The sequence below is a fragment of the Flavobacterium sp. GW821-FHT11G01 genome, from assembly GCF_058808175.1.
The window spans coordinates 154,630-173,290 of record NZ_JBXARK010000001.1; the positions used below are offsets into that span (position 1 = coordinate 154,630).

Annotated in this window: 21 protein-coding genes; 5 read left to right on the top strand and 16 right to left on the bottom strand. The window is 32.8% G+C overall.

From position 1 onward, the window contains the following. Positions 1–46 precede the first annotated feature (46 nt). Positions 47–1,207: an MFS transporter gene (locus tag AC1RRN_RS00655; RefSeq protein ID WP_492965412.1), complete on the top strand. Its 1,161-nt coding sequence runs from the start codon at positions 47–49 to the stop codon at positions 1,205–1,207. A 192-nt stretch (positions 1,208–1,399) separates the two neighbouring features. On the opposite strand, the gene AC1RRN_RS00660 is transcribed toward AC1RRN_RS00655, so the two are convergent. The 5 genes from AC1RRN_RS00660 to AC1RRN_RS00680 form a co-directional block, all read right to left on the bottom strand. Beyond that, the gene (locus tag AC1RRN_RS00660) at positions 1,400–1,861 is read right to left on the bottom strand and encodes a hypothetical protein (RefSeq protein WP_492965413.1); all 462 of its coding nucleotides are present in this window, start codon (positions 1,859–1,861) and stop codon (positions 1,400–1,402) included. Between the two features lie 22 nt (positions 1,862–1,883). After that, on the bottom strand, positions 1,884–2,360 hold the full coding sequence (locus AC1RRN_RS00665; RefSeq protein WP_492965414.1) for a DUF6265 family protein: 477 nt from the start codon (positions 2,358–2,360) through the stop codon (positions 1,884–1,886). A gap of 109 nt (positions 2,361–2,469) precedes the next feature. Continuing rightward, the gene (locus tag AC1RRN_RS00670) at positions 2,470–4,779 is read right to left on the bottom strand and encodes a type IA DNA topoisomerase (RefSeq protein ID WP_492965415.1); all 2,310 of its coding nucleotides are present in this window, start codon (positions 4,777–4,779) and stop codon (positions 2,470–2,472) included. 239 nt (positions 4,780–5,018) lie between these two features. After that, positions 5,019–6,176 carry an FAD-dependent oxidoreductase gene (locus AC1RRN_RS00675; RefSeq protein ID WP_492965417.1) on the bottom strand — a complete coding sequence of 386 codons (1,158 nt, stop codon included), beginning with the start codon at positions 6,174–6,176 and terminating at the stop codon, positions 5,019–5,021. A 61-nt stretch (positions 6,177–6,237) separates the two neighbouring features. After that, positions 6,238–7,044: a DUF6597 domain-containing transcriptional factor gene (locus tag AC1RRN_RS00680; RefSeq protein WP_492965418.1), complete on the bottom strand. Its 807-nt coding sequence runs from the start codon at positions 7,042–7,044 to the stop codon at positions 6,238–6,240. A 202-nt stretch (positions 7,045–7,246) separates the two neighbouring features. Between AC1RRN_RS00680 and AC1RRN_RS00685 the strand changes: the two genes are divergently transcribed. Together AC1RRN_RS00685 and AC1RRN_RS00690 are read left to right on the top strand one after the other, a co-directional pair. Then, on the top strand, positions 7,247–8,221 hold the full coding sequence (locus AC1RRN_RS00685) for a hypothetical protein (RefSeq protein ID WP_492965419.1): 975 nt from the start codon (positions 7,247–7,249) through the stop codon (positions 8,219–8,221). Between the two features lie 117 nt (positions 8,222–8,338). Then, complete coding sequence (locus tag AC1RRN_RS00690) at positions 8,339–8,632, top strand: hypothetical protein (protein ID WP_492965420.1); 294 nt, start codon at positions 8,339–8,341, stop codon at positions 8,630–8,632. A gap of 68 nt (positions 8,633–8,700) precedes the next feature. On the opposite strand, the gene AC1RRN_RS00695 is transcribed toward AC1RRN_RS00690, so the two are convergent. From AC1RRN_RS00695 to AC1RRN_RS00725, 7 genes are all read right to left on the bottom strand, one after another. Further along, the gene (locus AC1RRN_RS00695) at positions 8,701–9,138 is read right to left on the bottom strand and encodes an ankyrin repeat domain-containing protein (RefSeq protein WP_492965421.1); all 438 of its coding nucleotides are present in this window, start codon (positions 9,136–9,138) and stop codon (positions 8,701–8,703) included. Between the two features lie 52 nt (positions 9,139–9,190). Further along, complete coding sequence (locus AC1RRN_RS00700; RefSeq protein ID WP_492965422.1) at positions 9,191–9,622, bottom strand: hypothetical protein; 432 nt, start codon at positions 9,620–9,622, stop codon at positions 9,191–9,193. Positions 9,623–9,658: 36 nt separating this feature from the next. Continuing rightward, positions 9,659–10,003, bottom strand: a complete 345-nt coding sequence (locus AC1RRN_RS00705) for an avidin-fold protein (RefSeq protein WP_492965423.1) — start codon at positions 10,001–10,003, stop codon at positions 9,659–9,661. Positions 10,004–10,085: 82 nt separating this feature from the next. After that, positions 10,086–10,454: a hypothetical protein gene (locus AC1RRN_RS00710; protein ID WP_492965424.1), complete on the bottom strand. Its 369-nt coding sequence runs from the start codon at positions 10,452–10,454 to the stop codon at positions 10,086–10,088. A gap of 192 nt (positions 10,455–10,646) precedes the next feature. Continuing rightward, positions 10,647–11,342 (bottom strand): hypothetical protein, encoded by a 696-nt coding sequence (locus AC1RRN_RS00715; RefSeq protein WP_492965425.1) that lies wholly within the window; start codon positions 11,340–11,342, stop codon positions 10,647–10,649. Positions 11,343–11,461: 119 nt separating this feature from the next. Beyond that, positions 11,462–11,665 (bottom strand): YqaE/Pmp3 family membrane protein, encoded by a 204-nt coding sequence (locus AC1RRN_RS00720; RefSeq protein WP_492965426.1) that lies wholly within the window; start codon positions 11,663–11,665, stop codon positions 11,462–11,464. A gap of 204 nt (positions 11,666–11,869) precedes the next feature. Next, positions 11,870–12,685 carry a DoxX family membrane protein gene (locus AC1RRN_RS00725; protein ID WP_492965427.1) on the bottom strand — a complete coding sequence of 272 codons (816 nt, stop codon included), beginning with the start codon at positions 12,683–12,685 and terminating at the stop codon, positions 11,870–11,872. 562 nt (positions 12,686–13,247) lie between these two features. Between AC1RRN_RS00725 and AC1RRN_RS00730 the strand changes: the two genes are divergently transcribed. Continuing rightward, positions 13,248–14,009: a response regulator transcription factor gene (locus tag AC1RRN_RS00730; protein ID WP_492965428.1), complete on the top strand. Its 762-nt coding sequence runs from the start codon at positions 13,248–13,250 to the stop codon at positions 14,007–14,009. Positions 14,010–14,177: 168 nt separating this feature from the next. Here AC1RRN_RS00730 and AC1RRN_RS00735 read toward each other — a convergent pair whose 3' ends face one another. The 4 genes from AC1RRN_RS00735 to AC1RRN_RS00750 form a co-directional block, all read right to left on the bottom strand. Next, positions 14,178–14,432 (bottom strand): hypothetical protein, encoded by a 255-nt coding sequence (locus AC1RRN_RS00735; RefSeq protein ID WP_492965429.1) that lies wholly within the window; start codon positions 14,430–14,432, stop codon positions 14,178–14,180. Between the two features lie 319 nt (positions 14,433–14,751). After that, positions 14,752–15,180, bottom strand: coding sequence for a super-infection exclusion protein B (locus tag AC1RRN_RS00740; protein ID WP_492965430.1), 429 nt, complete (start codon positions 15,178–15,180; stop codon positions 14,752–14,754). 159 nt (positions 15,181–15,339) lie between these two features. After that, positions 15,340–16,380 carry a phosphoadenosine phosphosulfate reductase domain-containing protein gene (locus AC1RRN_RS00745; protein WP_492965431.1) on the bottom strand — a complete coding sequence of 347 codons (1,041 nt, stop codon included), beginning with the start codon at positions 16,378–16,380 and terminating at the stop codon, positions 15,340–15,342. Positions 16,381–16,396: 16 nt separating this feature from the next. Beyond that, complete coding sequence (locus tag AC1RRN_RS00750; RefSeq protein WP_492965432.1) at positions 16,397–17,026, bottom strand: hypothetical protein; 630 nt, start codon at positions 17,024–17,026, stop codon at positions 16,397–16,399. Positions 17,027–17,396: 370 nt separating this feature from the next. Here AC1RRN_RS00750 and prfA point away from each other — a divergent pair, with 370 nt between their 5' ends. Then, entirely contained in the window at positions 17,397–18,473 is a 1,077-nt protein-coding gene (gene prfA / locus AC1RRN_RS00755; protein ID WP_072975643.1) for a peptide chain release factor 1, read from the top strand. Positions 18,474–18,661: the final 188 nt, after the last annotated feature.

Sequence of the window (18,661 nt, forward strand, 5' to 3'; positions counted from 1 at the left end):
TCTTTAAAAGACTTAATTTTGCAACCGAACAAATTGACACGACTTCATGATCATTCCCTTTTTTAAAAAAATACAAGGCTCACCAAAAGGATTTAGGCTAGCCAATACTGTATTTTTTTTCCTTTCCGGTTTTGGATATTCTTCCTGGGTATCCCGAATTCCACATATACAGGCAGAATTACATTTGTCTGAAGCTGAATTTGGAGCTGTTTTATTTGCATTCCCGATTGGTTTAATGTTAACAATGCCTTTTACGGGAATGTTATTAAATAAATACAGCAGCCGTTATATTATGTTGTTAGGAGCAGTGATGTTTAATATTGCTTTGTCTTTACCGGGTTTAGTTGCTTTTGTCTGGCAGTTGGTCATTGTGCTTTTAATCTTTGGTGCTTCTCGTAATATTTTTAATTTATCGATTAATGCACAATCTCTTGAGGTTCAGAAGTTATATCCAAAATCAATTATAACGCGTTTTCATGCCGTTTGGAGTATTGCGGTTTTTTCGGGAGCTGGTTTAGGTTATATCATGGTAACACAACATATTGCACCATCCTATCATTTACTAGGAGTGAGTGTTTTTATGATGGGACTTACGGCTTGTTTTTATCCAATGAGTATTCATAATGAGCCCGTGCCGGTTAAAAAGAAGTTCTTTTCGATGCCTGAAAAAAATCTTGTGAAGTTCGCCCTGATCTGTTTTGTTTCTATGGCTTGCGAAAATACGATGTACGACTGGAGTGGTATTTATTTTAAAAATATATTGCATGCTTCTCCAAAGTTAACCAGTGCTGCATTTGTATTTTTTGCAACAGCGGTGACTTTAGGACGTTTGTTTGGAGATTATGGTGTAATGAAATTTGGTACGAAACGAATTCTGTTTTATAGTGGTATTTTGATCACAGCAGGATTTGGTATTTGTTTTATTCTGCCTTATGCTTATCCAACTATTTTTGGCTATGTATTGATTGGAGTAGGCGTTTCCTGCGTCGTTCCGTTAGTATTTGCCATCGCCGGCAGATCATCAAAATTAAGCAGCGGTTCTGCCTTAACTTCTATATCTACAGTTGGTTATCTTGGCTTTTTGCTTGTGCCGCCAATGGTAGGTTTTATCTCTGAATATTTAAGTATGAAATGGGCGTTTCTAATCATGGCATTTTTAGGAATACTGATGATTTTTATGGTAAATAAGATTGGAGAGAATGAGTGATTCTTGAAGTGGCTAAGATACTAAGGTTCTGAGGTTCTGAGTTTTTTTGTTTGCTGTACTGGATGTAGACTGGACTAAAGTCCAGCCCTACAAAATAATTTGAACCTATGGTTCTGGTTTGAAGTTTAAATTCAGGTGGATGGATTATATTGAAGTAACGTACGAAGCTTCGGGATTAATCTGTTGGAGTTGTCAATTTGAAATTGCATTTAGATAATCTTTCCATTTTTGTTTTTTAACTATATAAGAATATTGAAAGCTTTTTTCATATATCCTTATTTTGTCTTTAAATTGAAGCGTATCAACATAAAATAAATCCAGTTCTTCTTTTTTATTTAAAAAATGAATAGAATAAATAGCAGTTGGACAACAACAATATCCAGTTTTTTCGGCATTTATAAATACTTTGTCAAAACTTTCAAATTGTTGCTTATTTATATTTTTAAATTCTTTTTTTGAAGGAAAAAATTCAACATCTGTTATTCTTGTTTTCGTAAGTGTTGTATCATACAGTTTGATAATTATTTCAGTACTGTTAGATTTTGTTTTATTGAAGGAAAAATTATCAATAATATCTTCTAGAGTATTTTCAATTTTTGAATTACAACCTACAATCAGAATTAAAGTTAGGATTAAAAAGAAAGTTTTTTTCATTGTTTAATAGCAGCTCCAAAATCTACTTCTTAGTCATAACAAACTTCTCCTTGGTCATTTTCCCTTGTAGATTTCCTGAAATCTCAGCAGTCAAAGTATTATTAGCTCCTTTTGTATAAGTAATTTTTTGAGGATAATCGTGAGATGGATTTTCGAAAACTAATTTGTTTTCACTTTCTGTAGTTGAACCAAAATCTATGGCTTTGTCGTTGTTTTGTCCATTTACTGCTGCGCTGTACAATAACATTTCACCTTTTTGAGCTAAAGTTATTTTTTCAGCATGCAAAGTGTCGTTATTTTTTATAAAATAGGATGTCGCACTGAAAGTACTGTCGTTTACTTTCTGCCAGCTTTCAGTTAAAACACCATCTTCTGATTTATTTTCCCAGGTTCCAATAAGCCAGTCGGCCAGTTTTATTTTATCTTTTTCAACAGTTTCTGCTTTTTTGCAAGATACAACGGCTAATAAAACAAGTAGAAGAGTGGTTTTTTGAAACATATTGGTTAATTTTTGAGGTTAGATTGAATAGCTAAGTTAGGAATAAAATTGTGAATTGTGAATTATGAATTGACAATTGTCAATACCTTTAACATCTAACACATAACCACTAACTACATAAAATAGCATAAACTAATTCTTTAGTAGGTTTTTCATCTCCCAATTTTGCTCTTACATCATCAAAAGTAACTTTGAAATCACAGCCTAATTTATAATCACCGCAACCATAAGCAGTTTTTCCTTTCATAATCGTTCCTTTTTTGCATTTCGGACACGTTAAGGAATCTGAAGTCGCATCTGATTTTAAGTCTGATGTTGCTTTTGAAGCTATTTTTTTTGCTTCTAACTTTAGTTTATAGTTTTCTTCAAAACGAATTAAACCTTCTACAGCACCAGCTTCTGTTTTAAAGCCTTTTATGTTCACAGTTGAACCCTTCTGAAGCAATCGCATATATTGGCTTTCCGTTATTTTTTTATCTGAAAAAACATAAGGTAACACAAAGTCGCAACCCGATTTATATTCAGAACATCCGTAAGCCGATTTTCCTTTTATTAGATTTCCTTTTTTACATTTCGGACAGGCTTCCGCTAAAATTCCGGCAGCTTTTTTTTGCTCGACTTTTACCGCTTCTTTCTGGACATTTCCGGCATGCGAAATATTGGCGTGTCGGGTTTCACTTCTTACTTCAGTGACCAAAGCTTCGACCATACGCTTCATGTTTTTAATAAAGGCGCCGGCGGTGAAAGTTCCTTTTTCGATATCTTTCAATTGTTTTTCCCAGGAACCTGTGAGTTCAGCCGACTTGATTAATTCATTTTGAATCGTGTCAATAAGCTGAATTCCGGTTGGCGTTGGTAAAACCTGTTTTTTGTTTCGAACAATGTATTGGCGCTTAAAAAGCGTTTCAATAATATTCGCACGCGTTGACGGACGGCCGATTCCGTTTTCCTTCATCAATTCACGTAAATCTTCGTCGTCGATTTGTTTTCCGGCGGTTTCCATCGCGCGCAGTAAAGTTGCTTCCGTGAACTGATTCGGTGGTTTGGTTTCTTTTTCTAAAAACGAAGGCTCATGTGGGCCTTTTTCTCCCACAATAAAACTCGGTAGTATATCAGCTTCTTTTTCTTTGGCGTTCGGGTCTTCAAAAACAACACGGAAACCTTTTTTAAGGATTTCTTTTCCAGTGGTCTTGAACATTACATCTGCCGCTTTTCCAATTACTGTAGTATTGGCGACCAAACAATCGTCATAAAAAACAGCAATAAAACGTTTTACAATAATATCATAAACCTGCTGTTGATTGTACGGTAAATTGCTTTCTATTCCAGTCGGAATAATAGCGTGGTGATCCGTAACTTTTTTATCGTTGAAAACCTTTGGTGATTTTTTAATTTTCTTTTGTAAAAGTGGCTCCGTTAAGGCAGCATAATGCGTTAATTTCTGCAGAATTCCGGGCACTTTCGGATAAATATCATTGGGCAAAAATGTAGTATCAACTCTGGGATATGTAACTACTTTTTGCTCGTATAAACTTTGTGCAATTTTAAGCGTTTCATCTGCCGAAAACCCAAATTTGGTATTGCAATAAACCTGTAAACCTGTTAAATCAAATAGTTTTGGTGCAAATTCATTTCCGTTCTTTTTTTCAACCGAAACAATTTCGAATTCACTTTCTTTAACTTTATTGGCTAAAACTTCTCCATCTTCTTTATTCAGAAAACGGCCTTCTTCATAACTAAAAAGCGTTTCTCGGTATAAAGTCTGCAATTCCCAATAGGGTTGAGGTTTAAAATTCTCGATTTCTTTAAAACGGTCCACAACCATTGCTAAAGTTGGTGTCTGTACACGACCGATAGACAACACTTGCTTGTAACCGCCATGTTTTACGGTATACAAACGTGTGGCATTCATTCCGAGAAGCCAATCGCCAATTGCTCTCGAAAATCCGGCGTAGAATAAATTATCGTAGTTCGCAGATGGTTTTAAGTTTTCAAAACCTTCTTTTATAGCTTCAGTTGTTAGGGAAGAAATCCACAAGCGTTGTACTTCACCTTTGTAATGCGCTTCGTTCATTACCCAACGCTGAATCAATTCTCCTTCTTGTCCGGCATCCCCGCAGTTTATGACTACTTCGGCTTTATCGAATAAACTCTTTACAATTTTAAACTGCTTTTGAATACCAGAATTTTCAACTACTTTGGTTTCAAATTTCTCCGGAAGCATAGGTAGATTATTTAAATCCCAACTTTTCCAGTGCGGTTTGTAATCGTTAGGTTCTTTTAAGGTACACAAATGTCCAAAAGTGTAGGTCACCGCATAACCATTGCCTTCATAATAACCATCGTGCTTGGTATTAGCACCCAAAACGGATGCGATTTCACGTGCTACACTTGGTTTTTCAGCAATACAGACCTTCATTTCTACTTTTTGATTTAAAGGCGAAATTAAGGAATTAGAAATTGGTATTGAAATTTTTTGCCACTAAGGCACTAAGGCACTAAGTTTTTTTTGAGCTTGATTTTTTTAATCTCGCAAAGTCGCAAAGTCGCAAAGTTTTTTGTTGCAAATTATTTAAATCTGCGCGAAACAAACTTTGCGACTTTGCGACTTTGCGAGAAAATTTTGCACTGTCTTTGATTGATTTTTAGCGCAGCACTTTAGTGACTAAAAAACTCCAACATTGTTTTCAACGCATCTTTTGAGTGCATTTTCTCTCCATTTTCAAGAGATTCCTGTGCTGCTTCTGAAGCTCTTTTTCGCATGATGATTTCATAAGCTGAAATAGCTTCCTGAACCGTTTTATATTTGTCAGAAGTTAAACATTCGCTTAATTCCAAAGCATCAAGCATGGCCATATTAGCACCTTCGCCAGCAAAAGGAGGCATTACATGTGCAGCGTCGCCAATGATAGTTGCATTAGGTAAAGCTTCCCAGGTTTGATCTAAAGGCATACAATTAATAAGACGCGGAATAAAAGGTACTGAAACATTTTCGAATAGTTCATACCAAACAGTACTCCATTCGGGATATACGTTTTTAAACCATTCTAAAATTTGTTCTTTATCGGCGTAGTCTAAACCACTGTCGACGGACCAGTTTTCATCAGCTTTAAAACTGGCATAAAAACCAAGAGCGCCTGCGCCTTTTTGTCCCATCAATATGTTTTTTTCATTTCCGAAAGCCATTATTTTACCTCCGTCGAGTATCGAATGAAGCTTTGGCGCTGCTTGTACGGATTCGTAAATATTGCCCTCCAGCATTGTTATGCCCGAATAGAATGGTTTTATGTCCGTGATGTAAGGGCGAATTTTAGAATTGGCACCATCAGAACCAATTACAATATCGGCGTAAACGGATAAACCGTTTTTGAAATGCAGTAACCAGCCTTCGTTTTGTGGCTCCATCGAAATAAAATGACTGTCCCAAACTATTGTTTCAGGCTGTAAAGATTCCAGTAATATTTTTCGGAGTACACCGCGGTCAATCTCAGGACGAAAATATTCATTGCCAAAATCTTCTTCGAGATTGGTTTCGTGGTCGCTGTAAAATACTTTTGCCTGTTCGTCTAAAATGAGTGTTTTGTCTGCACCAGGCATAAAGTTAGTTCTAAATTCTTCGAATAAATTGGCTTTACGAATAGCGGCTAACCCCGAATTATCATGCAAATCTAGCGGCGAACCTTGAACTCTTGCATTTTTATTTAAATCTCTTTCATATACTTTTACATTTACGTTTTGCTGTTGTAAAAGTCTTGCCAATGTAAGGCCACCGGGACCACCGCCAATAATAGCGACTTGTTTATTTTCTAGTAACATTCCGTTTAATTTTAAATTAATTCCGATCCGTTTGGCTTCTCAGTCTTTGGTCGGAACAAAATTATTGTTGTTTTAGAACGGATAATAGTATAAATCGGTCATCTTTATTTTTTAGTAATTCGCTGGGCACAACACCGGAGAATTTTTTGATTTCTTTGATGAAATGCGTTTGATCTGTGAAGTTTAATTCGGGGAAGAGTTTACCTTTTGCAATATGTTCTAATGAAGCCTTGAAGCGGAGGATTTTGCAAAATGCATTTAAAGAAAGTCCGAATTGTTTATTGAAATAACGATTGATTTCGCGGCTGCTCCAGGATATTTCTTCTGAAAGCTGTTGTATTTTTATTTCGCCGTTTGATTCGTAAACCAGTTTAAAAAGTTTACGTTTTCTTTCGTCGATTTTGACAGGCAAAAGTTCCTTTAGTTTTCTGGCTATTTTAGAATGAAAGCCCTCAAAATCTTTTAAATCATCAGTAGTAAATTCCCAAAAGTCATTAGGTAAAACTTTGGCACTATTTAAAATATCGGCAATAGAAGTCTGTAAAAGATATTCAGCTCCCAAAGGTTTAAAACTAATTTTAAAAGCGATTGTATTAGGTGGAATATTTTGTTGTTGAGGAATAGTTTCTAAACCAATAAGTGTAGTTTGAAAGGGCTCTAATTCAGATTTCATAAAAAACAAATCAATTCTTCCATCTGGCATTAAAACCACCTCCATGGCATTGTTTGATGGGTTATGAAACATCCCAATATTTTCTACAAAGTCGGCAAGTGAAGGGTCTGGTTCTACAGCTTTATAAAAGAAGTCATTGTTCATATCATTGATTACTTTGCGTCGCTTACTATACACATGTTTAATCGTACGCAAACAAAATCAAATTTATAACAAAAAGTTGAAATCTTTAAAAATAAAAGATCAATACACTAATATAATTAGGAAAAATCCCCCCGAAGAAAGGGTTTTTATCCTTGATACATACTCAGATAAAGGACAGAAATTTGTTTTGATTGTTAGTTAACCCGGATTTGTAGTGTTGGGTTTAAAATGAAGAAAACTAAATTTGAATGTCATGAGAGTATGTAGAGAAGTTAGCCGCTGGATAACAGAAAATGTTCAACAGCCAGTAGAAAGTTGGATAAACAGAGAAGAACAAAGATGCAGGGAAGAACCTTGTAACTGGTGGTGTCTGTGTTGCAATAAATGGTTTTGCTGGATAGTATTGGTTGCCGTATTGGTAGTAACCTGGATTATAGTGACCATTTCAAAATTGATTACTGAGGTTGTTTGTACAATCGTGGGACTAGTTCTTGATCTTGTTGGTTTTGTTATTAATCTAATTTTAAGTATTCCGATTATAGGTGGAATTATAAGAACCGTTATTAATTGGATTACCGAAATCGTCTGGAGAATTGTTAGTTTACCAGATTTTTTAGCTTCTCTTGCGGGGATTCGTCCTTTGAAGAAAATGTATGTTAAGCTTATTATCCTGAATAATAACGTAACTCCTCACACTAATGAAGCCACAGCAATTAGGGGAATCAGGACTGCCCAGGATATTTTTAGAATGCAATGTAATGTTAATCTAATTTATACGGGTGTTTGTGTTCCAAAGTTAAGTACGCCTAATGATGCTAATAATGTAGATTGTGGGGCCGGTGGATTCTTTTCTGATTGGTGGATTGGAGGTTCTTATTATGAATTGGTTTCTGCAGATTGTGCTTTTGAAGATGGATTAAAAAGAACGCTGGGCTACGGATCTGAATTAATTGTTTTTGTTGTTCAGAGCATCACACCAGATAAAACTGTTGGATGTAGTTTTGCCGCTACTCATAATTATATCGTAATAGAACCAAATATAAGTGGAATTCAGTCTATTGCTCACGAAATTGGACATTCCTGTTTATTACCGCACAATGAGGATAGTCGAACCAATCTGATGTTTCCATCGATTAGTATTGACGGTGCTGGTGAACTGGTTAATTTTACGATGACGAATCTGCAAATAGCTACTTTACGTGGTTCAAGACATTGTGTTTATATTTAATTCCGAATAATGATGCATACAGATATTTCATTTTTTGTCATTCGGTGTTTTGATGATTTACGCTATCTAAAATCAATAAAATCGATATTTCACAGATATAATGCTGTGAAATTTGATATGGAAAATTTAGATAAAGAAATAGCATTAAATTGGGAACAAAAAATCAACAGACTATATAAAGCTTGCGGATGTGGTGAAGGAAAGTTCTTTGTTTTTATTTTCTTTTTAATCGCTATAGGATGGAAATACAGCCATAATCAACTTTTTTTAACCTGGCCGACAGCTGGTTTCGTTTTTCTAATGTGTCTTTTAGGCGCTTTTTTAGGAAAAGCTTTCGGTCAATATTTGGCTTTTAGAAAATTAAAAAAAATTATTAATCAGTTGGAAAGTTCAAATTGGAATTTTTACTGATCGTATAAAAAAAGAAAACTACAACTTTAGGGTTGTAGTTTTTTTGTTTTTTTAGTTTGTTTTGTTTCTTATTTAAGAAGCTCAATTATCTCTGTATTCTTCACTTCCTGAGCAGCTTTTAACGCAGTCATTCCATTCATGTCTTTTGCATTTTTGTCGGCTCCTTTTTTCAATAGCAATTTAATTAGTTCTACATTTTGATTGTTTGCAGCCCACATTAAATTGGTCATTTTAAAACCATCTGTTTTATTAATATCGGCTCCGTTTTCAATTAAATATTTCGAGATTTCCAGTTCATCATTTACGACTGCCTGCATTAATACCGGAATATAAAATGATTCGTTTATTTTTCTGATGTAATTCACTTGCGATTTATCTTCTTCAATAATCTTTTTTACTTCATTTAAATTATGCTCAAAAATAGCTTTAAAAAGTTTTTCCCCAGAAGATTGAGAATAGCTGTTTATTGAAAATCCAAATAAAATTAAAAGTAATAATTTTTTCATTGAATTGATTTTTGGTGTTGGTTTATAGGACAATGCTAAATTAGTTTAATAGTTATATTTTAAAAACATCAAGTCTCTCCATCCAGGAAATTCCTGACTCCAAAAACGTAAGTCTCGTTTTTACGATTTGATCTGATTTGTCTCTAGGATTTTTAGTTACAAATCGAGCTATTGAATTATTAAAATCCAAAGTATATTTTTCATCAAAATCTTCTTTTTTATTTGAAGAAAAAGTAATCAGATTGTCTTTTGCAGTCCATTTCCCTTTTCCGTATTTATTGGCTTCCGGAGGGACACCTCCCTTAATATTCGAATACGAATGAAATACAAATGTGCCGTCTTGGTTTAAGATCAATTTGTATTCAATTACACTCTTTGTTTGTGTGTCACTAAGTGTTCGTTGATAATCGCCAACAAATTGATTTGATTGGGCGAATAGAGTTAGATTGAAAATTAAAAGTAGAGTGGTGGTTAGTAATTTCATAAGTATGTTTTTTTAAAGAATTATATTATATATATTTTATTCAATCTCGATATATTCAGATCTTCCTTTTCCATTTTCGTCGTCGAGCCATTCCCAATCTAAAGTCAATTTAATTTTGCCATTTTCTGTCAATCTAATTTTTGCTAATGCCTTACCCGCTTTCAATTCATTATCTACTGTTAAACATTGATAAAGCATGTGTAATCTATCATCTTTTAAGTCGGCAATAATTTTCCCGTAGGTTATTGTTCCTCCAGAATAGTCTGCCGTTACAAGATTGCCTTTCTGCTTATAGTGAAAAATGGTTTGTGTGTTTACTTCTCCATTATCAGAATTTTCAATTACTGCAAATCTTTTATTATTAAAGTCAAATTTATTCATTGTTGCTAAAGGTTTTGTCAGATTTATATTTTCTAAAACAAAAAATGGGGCGTCAGAGACAGCGCTAGCGCCATTGAAGAAATTATTCCAATTTTTCTAAATTGAAACTAACATTCTTTCCCTCAAAAAAAGCTTTTCCTTTAGCCATGCTTCCTTTTGTGTCAAATATTTCGACAGACATCGTTTTTCCTAAAAGCTCTTTTATAGGACATTTTGAAAAGGTAAATTCATAATCACAATTAGATTTCCAGACAATTGTGCCTTGAATTACTTCAGTTGATTCTTTAATGGTTTCCGTTTGAGTGGTTTTGGTTCGGGTTACTGTTATATCTGGAAGTCCTTCACTTGTGTAGAGGAATTTTCCAATTTTAAATTTGTCGCAACTAGATTCCTGAGAAAAACCGATGTTAAAAAGTAAACCGAATAAAAGAAAGAAACATGCTTTTTTCATAATTGTATTTTATTATTTCTCAAACATAATCACTTACAATTCAAAAACCTTACGTGAAACCGTAATTATAATCGTAAAAAGACAGGAAATTTTTATCAGGTTTATGGTTTATAAGAACATAAAAAAATCCGCGCTATCGAACCGTAAAATATTTGCGCCATCCAGGGTTCATGTTATTTAAATTTTGAGAAATTACCTCAGGTTTAAAAGTACCAATCTGTTGTGAATGGTTACTAATTCCAGAATCGAATTTTTTAAATGGGCAGGCATATTATCAATTTCTTTTTGCCTGGCATAAAACTCATTTTCATCTTTGTAATTTGAAATACTAACCAAAAGATTTTTGTCCTGAAAAACGGGTAGTCTTGGGAAATCATTTTCAGACAATTCGCTTACCCAAAGCGTTATATCATCTATTTTTAAATCTTTAAGAAAAGGAATATAAGTAGAGTCAAAAAGGGTAATAACTTCCTCAAGTCTGCTATTACAAATGTAAAAATCTACAACAGTAAATGCTTTATTAGTTTGAAACGATTCACGCTTAATTTCTCTTTTTAAAGGACGTAGCAAATAAACATTATCAGAGTTTATCATCATTTCATTTGCTCCTTTTCCATATTCTTTCCAGGTTGTACTGTTACTATAAAAATCACTTAAAAACTTTAATCTCGTTTTCATATCAGCAAAACCACGAAACCAAACAAACCTGTCATTTACGTTGTCAATTTTAAATTCTCCTAATGTATATCCGCCAAGTTCATCCATTGGCGCAACAAATTTCGAATGAAAATAAGCACCAAACTGATCCGTTAAATTGGGTTTCAACAAATAATTACGAATTTCTAATACTTGTATGTCTTCTGAATTTTGTGGGGCTGAATTACTCATATTAATTTCTATATATTTTTAACTGATTTTGATACGCAATACCCAAAGCTTTCAGAATTAATTAGCGTATTAGAAGGAAATCTTCTGAGTGCGAGTAAATTGTATTTCAGGTAATTAATTTAAGACTTTGATTTTATCGCTTTTATTAGTTTCTGATTGCGTTTGTCAGCTCTTGAATTCTGTAAAGAAATAACAGCCCAAATTGCTGCCGGAATCCAACCAATTAAAGTTATTTGCAAGATTAGACAAAGAATTGAAGTGAGTATTTTTCCTCTCAAAAAGAAAGAAACAAACGGAAAGAAAATTGCAATTAGTGTCATCATCCTGATTGGTTTGTAAGTTTTATCTAAATTTTTGACCAATGTATTACATCTGGTTTGGGACTAAATTAAATCCTATTTTATGATTTGCCAAATCATATTGGCGTCATCTGGATTGTATTTAATACTATCTCCAGTTTAAAATAAAATCAAGTAAATTCTCGACAATTATTTTGAGCCAGTTTTTCTTTTTCTTCATAAGGAATGCTAAAGCTCTCTTTTAAGATCATTTGTGAATGCGATTACTAATGCAATACCACAGAAAAGCAAGCATATAAGTGCACGTACAATTTCGTTTCCGCCGCCTGCTGATGGGTTTGCAATGGCATCAGGAATATGAAAGAATAGAAAAAACAGTAAAAGCGTGAATGCTAACAGAAGCGCAATGGGTTTTATTAGTATTTTAAAAATAATAGCTATGCCAGAAATTACAAGTGCAGCACCAAAAAAATAAGTCCAAAACATGGGCGCAGGCAACCATTTTGGTACCATTGTCGCGATAAAGCTGGCAAAAGTAAAATGACTCAATCCAAATACTATGATCAGAATGGAATAAAAAACGCGTCCACACGGAATAAGTTTTTCTAAAAATGAGGTGAAATTCTTTCCGTCTTTGGCAACACTTTTCGCTGTAAATGATCCTGCCATTACAAACGCTCCTCCGCTATAGGTTAATGCTTCGATGGCATTTATCCAAACCTGAAAATCGGGAGTTTTATCTGCGCTGATCATTATAATATAAGGCAAGTGAGAAGTGATGACAGCAGCAAGAAAACCAAAACCTAAATAAAGACATACTTTTTTGGTGTCAATAAATTTAATTTTGAATACTCCTGAAATGATAATTCCCGCAACTATTAAAGCAATTCCGGTAAGAATAGGTAAGATACTATTGTGATGCGCCCAGGAAGGAAATGGAGATAAAATTTCTGAACGAAACTTTTTGATTATAAGTTGATGAATTCCTAAAGCAACAACGCCGACACCATAAAAGAAACGGCCAATTTTAATGAGTTTTTCCATTAGTGGTTTAGTTAGAAAAAATGATTAAAGATTAGATTTTGGCAATTATCAAATATATAAATTAATTTGTAGAATGCTGATTCAGTGTGTGTTTTGTTTTTCTGGCAAAATACTCCTGCTAGCGCGAGCGTCTCGCTCATGACCGTATCGTTTATAAAATTGATTTTGATCGCGTGCACGAGCGGGACGCCACGCCAGCATGAGATTTAAACCTTATGAAGATTTCATTAACTGTTCTGCGAATTACGGTTTTTAATTTCGGAATCTATTCGACTCATAAAAATTAAAATAGGAACTATTGTTGTAATGGCAAGAGACAGCGACGTAAAAATTAACTTGTATTTTGGTATACTAATGATCCAGGTGAGAATAAGAATCCATAAAATACCTAACCCGATACTAATTATTTTCAAGGCTTTTTTATTCTTAATTAGTTCTTTTAAACTAGATTCTGATACTGATTTATTTCTCATAATAAATAAGGTTAAAACTGAGTACAAAAAAAAGTAATAGATTTTAAATTCATTTTACACTTTAGTGTAGTTTTTAGTAATTTTATAAGATGGAAAATGAAAAAAGCTCTTTACTCAACCGAAATAAGATAGAAGTCACATCGGAGGCAGACAAATTTCAGTTTGGTAATTATCTGGAAGTGATAAAATCTTTTGCAAAAATAACGTATCAAAGTATTTATGTAATTGATTATGAAGAAATGAAGTTCGAATATGTGTCCAATAATCCTTTGTTTTTATGTGGATTTTCTGCAGAAGAAGTTCTTGAAATGGGTTATGAATTCTATTTTAATAATGTTCCAAAAGAAGATCTAGAATTATTAAGTACCATCAACAGTGCAGGATTTGATTTTTATGATAAACTGCCTAACAATGACGAACGAAAATTATACAGCATATCGTATGATTTTCATTTAAAAGGGAAATATGACAAACCCATTCTTATTAATCATAAACTGACGCCTCTTTTTCTTAATCAGGAAGGCGCAGTTTGGAAATCGTTGTGTCTGGTTTCTATTTCACACAATAAAAAAGCCGGAAACATTATTATAAACAAACAGGGTTCAGATACTTTATGGAAATTTGATTTATCCGGTAAAGTGTGGATTGAAAAAAATAAATTAAAATTAAAAGACAAAGAATTAGAAATACTTCGTTTGTATGCTCAGGGTTTAACCATAAATCAGATTGCCGAAAAAATGTTTGTTTCTCCGGATACTATAAAATATTATAGAAGAAAAATTTTTGAAACTTTTGAAGTTAAAAACTTCACCGAAGCGCTTTCTTTTGCTTTAGATAATAAGATTATTTGAGACATGGCTTGTGTTCACGAGCGGGACGCTCGCGCTAGCGGGGGGACTTTTGACAGGTTTATAGTTTTTAAAAACGTAAAAAAATTACGCAAAGTCAGAGACATTTGCGTAGCGTTTCAGAAGAACACTTCGTAGAGCAGGGTTAGCCGTCGCCCGTTTTTTAGTTTTTTACAATGTGCTTTCTGAAAAATCTACTCTCGTCAGAACGGTACCGTTTTCATCCTTCTCAAAATGTGCGACACCAATTAGCTCAGGAAAATCAGATGTCCAACAAGGAACTGAAACAATTTCGTCTTTACCAATTTCAATAGTTTTTACTAATTCCATTGCTTTTTCCTCACACATTTTTTGCAACTTTGAGTAATCGTCGGTTGTTTTTCCACAACTTATTGAAATTCCACTACTACGATTTTCTTTCTTCATAATTTCTAATATTAGTTATAAATTTTCCTTTATTTAACTTCAAATTTTCCTCTGCTAGCACGAGCGTCCAGCTCGTGCCCATACAGTTTTTTAAATTGATTTAGATTGCGTTCACGAGCGGGACGCTCTCGCCAGCGAGGGAATTAATTTTTATTATTGGTATATTGTATATCATTTTTAGTCCAATGTGGTCGATTTTGCAAAATAAAATCTTGTTGTTTTTTATTAGGATTATTTTGCAAGCCTAAATCATTCTCCGGACATATTATATTTTTTAGGTAACTGTTAATTTTAAAAGTTGAATTTCTGCCACTTAACATTATACTGCCTCCAAATTGTGAAGCAAAATATAAAACTTTTTATCTACTAACCCTTTTATAATATTGTCATCATATGGAAAGTCTAAAGTGTTTTTGTTATATAAATAGAACTCTCTTAAAACGCCTTTTTCATAATTATCTAAATTATCAAGCAATTTTTTATATTCCTTATTTAATCGTCTACTCAAGAATAAGTTGTTTATATAATTGAAAATCCCTGTAATACAATTAACGATGAAAATTCCTGTACAAATTAAGTAGACTATGTATGCATAAATTTTTAGATCACTCTCTTCCTTAAATTGGATCGTAATAAATTTTTGTGGAGCGTAAAACATGAATGTGCCAACAATAAATATAACTAGAAATACTTTGGTTGGTATTTTTTTTACATCAAAAATTCCTTTAAAAATTTCTTCAATTCCCATTTTTATTAGTAGGTTTAATTTTTTAAATGCTTTTTATTTTGTTCAAAGTATAATTTATATTTGTGATACGATTTTTAAACTTTTGAGTGAATTAATCTTTTAATTCTAATAAACTTCTTTAATTATAAAGTATTAGTTAGACTTTTATTATTAAAAAAATTACATTTCAAAATATCTAGGGTTTTTTATGTCCAAGTCCCACAATTCATAGATTTTTTTTAGTTCGTCTTTATCAATAAGTGTGAAGCCTGATTTTTTTTCGGCATATTTCAATTTTTCGAGTATTAATTTCCTTGCTTCAATTGTAAATGGCCCTAATCCAACAACTCCATTTCTTCTTTTTTTGCATCTATAATCTTTATTATCTCTAAAATTATAAATCCAATTTCTAAAGTTATATAATTCTGCCAATTCTTCATATCCATTTGAAATCATATTAGCGACAGATTTATCTTTTCTTACTACAGTACAAGTCCAACAACCAAACCGTGAACTTCCACATGCTTTTTCTTTTTCTGTTTTTATAGCTGTACATTCAGATTCAGCATCTTGATATATCTCTCTTATTTTTTTAAAGTCAATGCTTTTAGGGTAATCTAGACTTAATATAGTTATCCAAACATCTTCTAAAGTATGATTTATAATAGGAGAAAATATCAATCTATTTTTAGATTTATTTTGTTTTAAATAATATTCGTTATTTGTAATATGTTTCGATATGGTTCGATCTCTTTGTTCACTCTCTGCTTTTCGAACACCTAATAAAATTGTTGATTTTTCTTTGGTATTTATATATTCATTGACAGGATTTATCCTTAATTTATCTGTACACCATCTAAATATATTAGTTGGTGTAGGATATCCACGACCAATTACTTTTACAAAAAATCTATCTTCAATTTTTGGTTTTATTATTTTAAATATAAAGGGTAATTTTTTTAATTTATTTTCCTCTCTTAATTTAACAAATGTCGCATATACATAATCGGTTACAATTGGATTTTCAACTCCTGTATCACAATATAATACAAATATTTTTTTATGATGATTTTCAGTTTGTAACATTGCGTTAAACGTCAATTTCAATAAAGCAGAAGAATCTTTTCCTCCGCTATAACCCAAAAACCAAGGAGTATTATCTTTTAAATACTCTTGTTTTATAATGTCAATTGCGTTAGAGTTTAATTTTTTAGAATACATACTATATAAAGATCACCTAAACGATCTTATTTATTTCGGTATTAATTTCAGACTGCATGTGTGTTTCTATATAATGAAATTGATCGTTTGCTAAACTAATATGTTTGAAAACTGAAATGATATGCAATACAAGTGAGAAAATCGCCAATATCATAAACAAGGTAGAAAAGTTTTCCCTCCCATTAACATCAGTTGCATCATATTTATATAAAAAATGAAATAATAAATTAATTAAAAATGAATCAGCTGTTGAAGTCCAAAAAATTCCATTGAAATATACATTAGCCATTTTTTTTTTCAAAGATTCATCATTATCTAAAATTTTATAAAACACATTCATGTACTTTTTTTCTTTTCTTATTTTTTTTAATTCATTAGCATTTAAATTTAGACCAGATATTTTTATTAAATGTTTACGTATATTTTTGGTAATGAAGAAATGAGAAGGTTTTGTTATAATTCGTTGAATATTTAATTGGTAATATATTCCACCAATTATAATTGCTAAAATTGTGACATATCCAAAATCAAGTGTTTTTAATCCAAATAAATCTGCAAAATAGTGTGCATATATTGGATATATGCCAAACAAAAATATTAAACCAGGAATAATGATTCGAAGATATTTTAATGTTGATTGTTCCATGAAATAGATTAGTTTTAAGATTCGTTTTTTATTAAAATTAAACAAACATCGTATTTTAATTTAAATCTACCACCACGTAAAAACACCTGATTTAAGAAAAAAAAATGTTTAAACTCAAAAGCCACTTCTAAAACCAATTTCCCTAGCCCTGATAGCAGCGGCATCCTTTTTAGGCAAACGAAAATATCTAAATTAAAAACTACACCTTCTGCCTAAAAAGATATAGCGGATAGCAGGAAACAGCTCCTAAAAACCATCATAATTCCACCAAACAATCTTAAGAAACGAAGCCTAAAAAACTCAAAAAGTTAATGATAGAATTTTCAACAAAAATTTTGTAATTTTGCAGTCCAATAAAAAGGAATTAAAAATGTTAGATAGACTTCAAATAGTAAAACAACGTTTCGACGAGATTTCGGACTTAATTATCCAGCCGGATGTTATTGCTGATCAGAAACGTTATGTGCAATTGAATCAAGAGTACAAGAACCTGAAAGCATTGGCTGAAAAGCGTGATGAATATGTGCTTTTGATGGCTAATATAGATGAGGCAAACGAAATTATTGCGGATGGAAGTGATGCAGATATGACCGAAATGGCCAAAATGCAACTAGATGAAGCAAAGGAAAGATTGCCTGAACTGGAGGAAGAAATTAAGTTTATGTTGATTCCGAAAGATCCTGAAGATGCTAAAAATGTTATGGTGGAGATTCGCGCCGGAACGGGTGGGGATGAAGCGAGTATTTTTGCCGGAGATTTGTTCAGAATGTATACTAAATATTGTGAAAACCAAGGTTGGAGAACTTCGGTTGTAGATATGAACGAAGGAACTTCTGGAGGTTTCAAAGAGGTTATTTTTGAGGTTTCGGGAGAAGATGTTTACGGAACTTTGAAGTTTGAAGCGGGTGTTCACCGTGTACAACGTGTTCCTCAGACTGAAACACAAGGTCGTGTGCATACATCGGCAGCTACTGTTATGGTTTTACCAGAAGCAGAAGAATTTGATGTACAAATTGATATGAACGATGTTCGTGTAGATTTCTTCTGTTCGTCCGGACCTGGAGGACAATCGGTAAATACAACGAAATCGGCTGTACGTTTAACGCACATTCCAACCGGATTAGTGGCGCAATGTCAGGATCAGAAATCACAGCACAAAAATAAAGATAAAGCTTTGAACGTTTTACGTTCTCGTTTATACGAACAAGAATTGGCGAAGAAAGAAGCTGAAGATGCTACAAAACGTACTTCTCAGGTAAGTTCTGGAGACCGTTCGGCTAAAATTCGTACATACAACTACGCACAAGGTCGTGTAACAGATCACAGAGTTGGTTTGACACTTTACGATTTAGGAAACATCATGAATGGTGATATTCAGAAAATTGTAGCTGAGCTTCAGTTGGTGAATAATATGGAGAAATTGAAAGAAGCTTCTGAAGTATTTTAATTTTAGACTTCTTAGATTTTTTACTTTAGAGCATAGAAGAAAGAAGCAAGATAAAGATTATTGAGAAAGCCGGATTACTTTGTAATTCGGCTTTTTTGTTTGGTATTGTGAAGTTATGCGCGAGGTTTTTATTACAATTTTTGAAATAAAATCAAAAACTTAACTAAAACCTAATCGGTTGGTTTTTT

Excerpts from the sequence above, each read along its gene's own strand:
- AC1RRN_RS00655 (WP_492965412.1), top strand. The coding sequence starts at position 47 with ATGATCATTCCCTTTTTTAAAAAAATACAAGGCTCACCAAAAGGATTT.
- AC1RRN_RS00660 (WP_492965413.1), bottom strand. The coding sequence starts at position 1,861 with ATGAAAAAAACTTTCTTTTTAATCCTAACTTTAATTCTGATTGTAGGT.
- AC1RRN_RS00665 (WP_492965414.1), bottom strand. The coding sequence starts at position 2,360 with ATGTTTCAAAAAACCACTCTTCTACTTGTTTTATTAGCCGTTGTATCT.
- AC1RRN_RS00670 (WP_492965415.1), bottom strand. The coding sequence starts at position 4,779 with ATGAAGGTCTGTATTGCTGAAAAACCAAGTGTAGCACGTGAAATCGCA.
- AC1RRN_RS00675 (WP_492965417.1), bottom strand. The coding sequence starts at position 6,176 with ATGTTACTAGAAAATAAACAAGTCGCTATTATTGGCGGTGGTCCCGGT.
- AC1RRN_RS00685 (WP_492965419.1), top strand. The coding sequence starts at position 7,247 with ATGAGAGTATGTAGAGAAGTTAGCCGCTGGATAACAGAAAATGTTCAA.
- AC1RRN_RS00690 (WP_492965420.1), top strand. The coding sequence starts at position 8,339 with ATGGAAAATTTAGATAAAGAAATAGCATTAAATTGGGAACAAAAAATC.
- AC1RRN_RS00695 (WP_492965421.1), bottom strand. The coding sequence starts at position 9,138 with ATGAAAAAATTATTACTTTTAATTTTATTTGGATTTTCAATAAACAGC.
- AC1RRN_RS00700 (WP_492965422.1), bottom strand. The coding sequence starts at position 9,622 with ATGAAATTACTAACCACCACTCTACTTTTAATTTTCAATCTAACTCTA.
- AC1RRN_RS00705 (WP_492965423.1), bottom strand. The coding sequence starts at position 10,003 with ATGAATAAATTTGACTTTAATAATAAAAGATTTGCAGTAATTGAAAAT.
- AC1RRN_RS00710 (WP_492965424.1), bottom strand. The coding sequence starts at position 10,454 with ATGAAAAAAGCATGTTTCTTTCTTTTATTCGGTTTACTTTTTAACATC.
- AC1RRN_RS00715 (WP_492965425.1), bottom strand. The coding sequence starts at position 11,342 with ATGAGTAATTCAGCCCCACAAAATTCAGAAGACATACAAGTATTAGAA.
- AC1RRN_RS00720 (WP_492965426.1), bottom strand. The coding sequence starts at position 11,665 with ATGATGACACTAATTGCAATTTTCTTTCCGTTTGTTTCTTTCTTTTTG.
- AC1RRN_RS00725 (WP_492965427.1), bottom strand. The coding sequence starts at position 12,685 with ATGGAAAAACTCATTAAAATTGGCCGTTTCTTTTATGGTGTCGGCGTT.
- AC1RRN_RS00730 (WP_492965428.1), top strand. The coding sequence starts at position 13,248 with ATGGAAAATGAAAAAAGCTCTTTACTCAACCGAAATAAGATAGAAGTC.
- AC1RRN_RS00735 (WP_492965429.1), bottom strand. The coding sequence starts at position 14,432 with ATGAAGAAAGAAAATCGTAGTAGTGGAATTTCAATAAGTTGTGGAAAA.
- AC1RRN_RS00740 (WP_492965430.1), bottom strand. The coding sequence starts at position 15,180 with ATGGGAATTGAAGAAATTTTTAAAGGAATTTTTGATGTAAAAAAAATA.
- AC1RRN_RS00745 (WP_492965431.1), bottom strand. The coding sequence starts at position 16,380 with ATGTATTCTAAAAAATTAAACTCTAACGCAATTGACATTATAAAACAA.
- AC1RRN_RS00750 (WP_492965432.1), bottom strand. The coding sequence starts at position 17,026 with ATGGAACAATCAACATTAAAATATCTTCGAATCATTATTCCTGGTTTA.
- prfA (WP_072975643.1), top strand. The coding sequence starts at position 17,397 with ATGTTAGATAGACTTCAAATAGTAAAACAACGTTTCGACGAGATTTCG.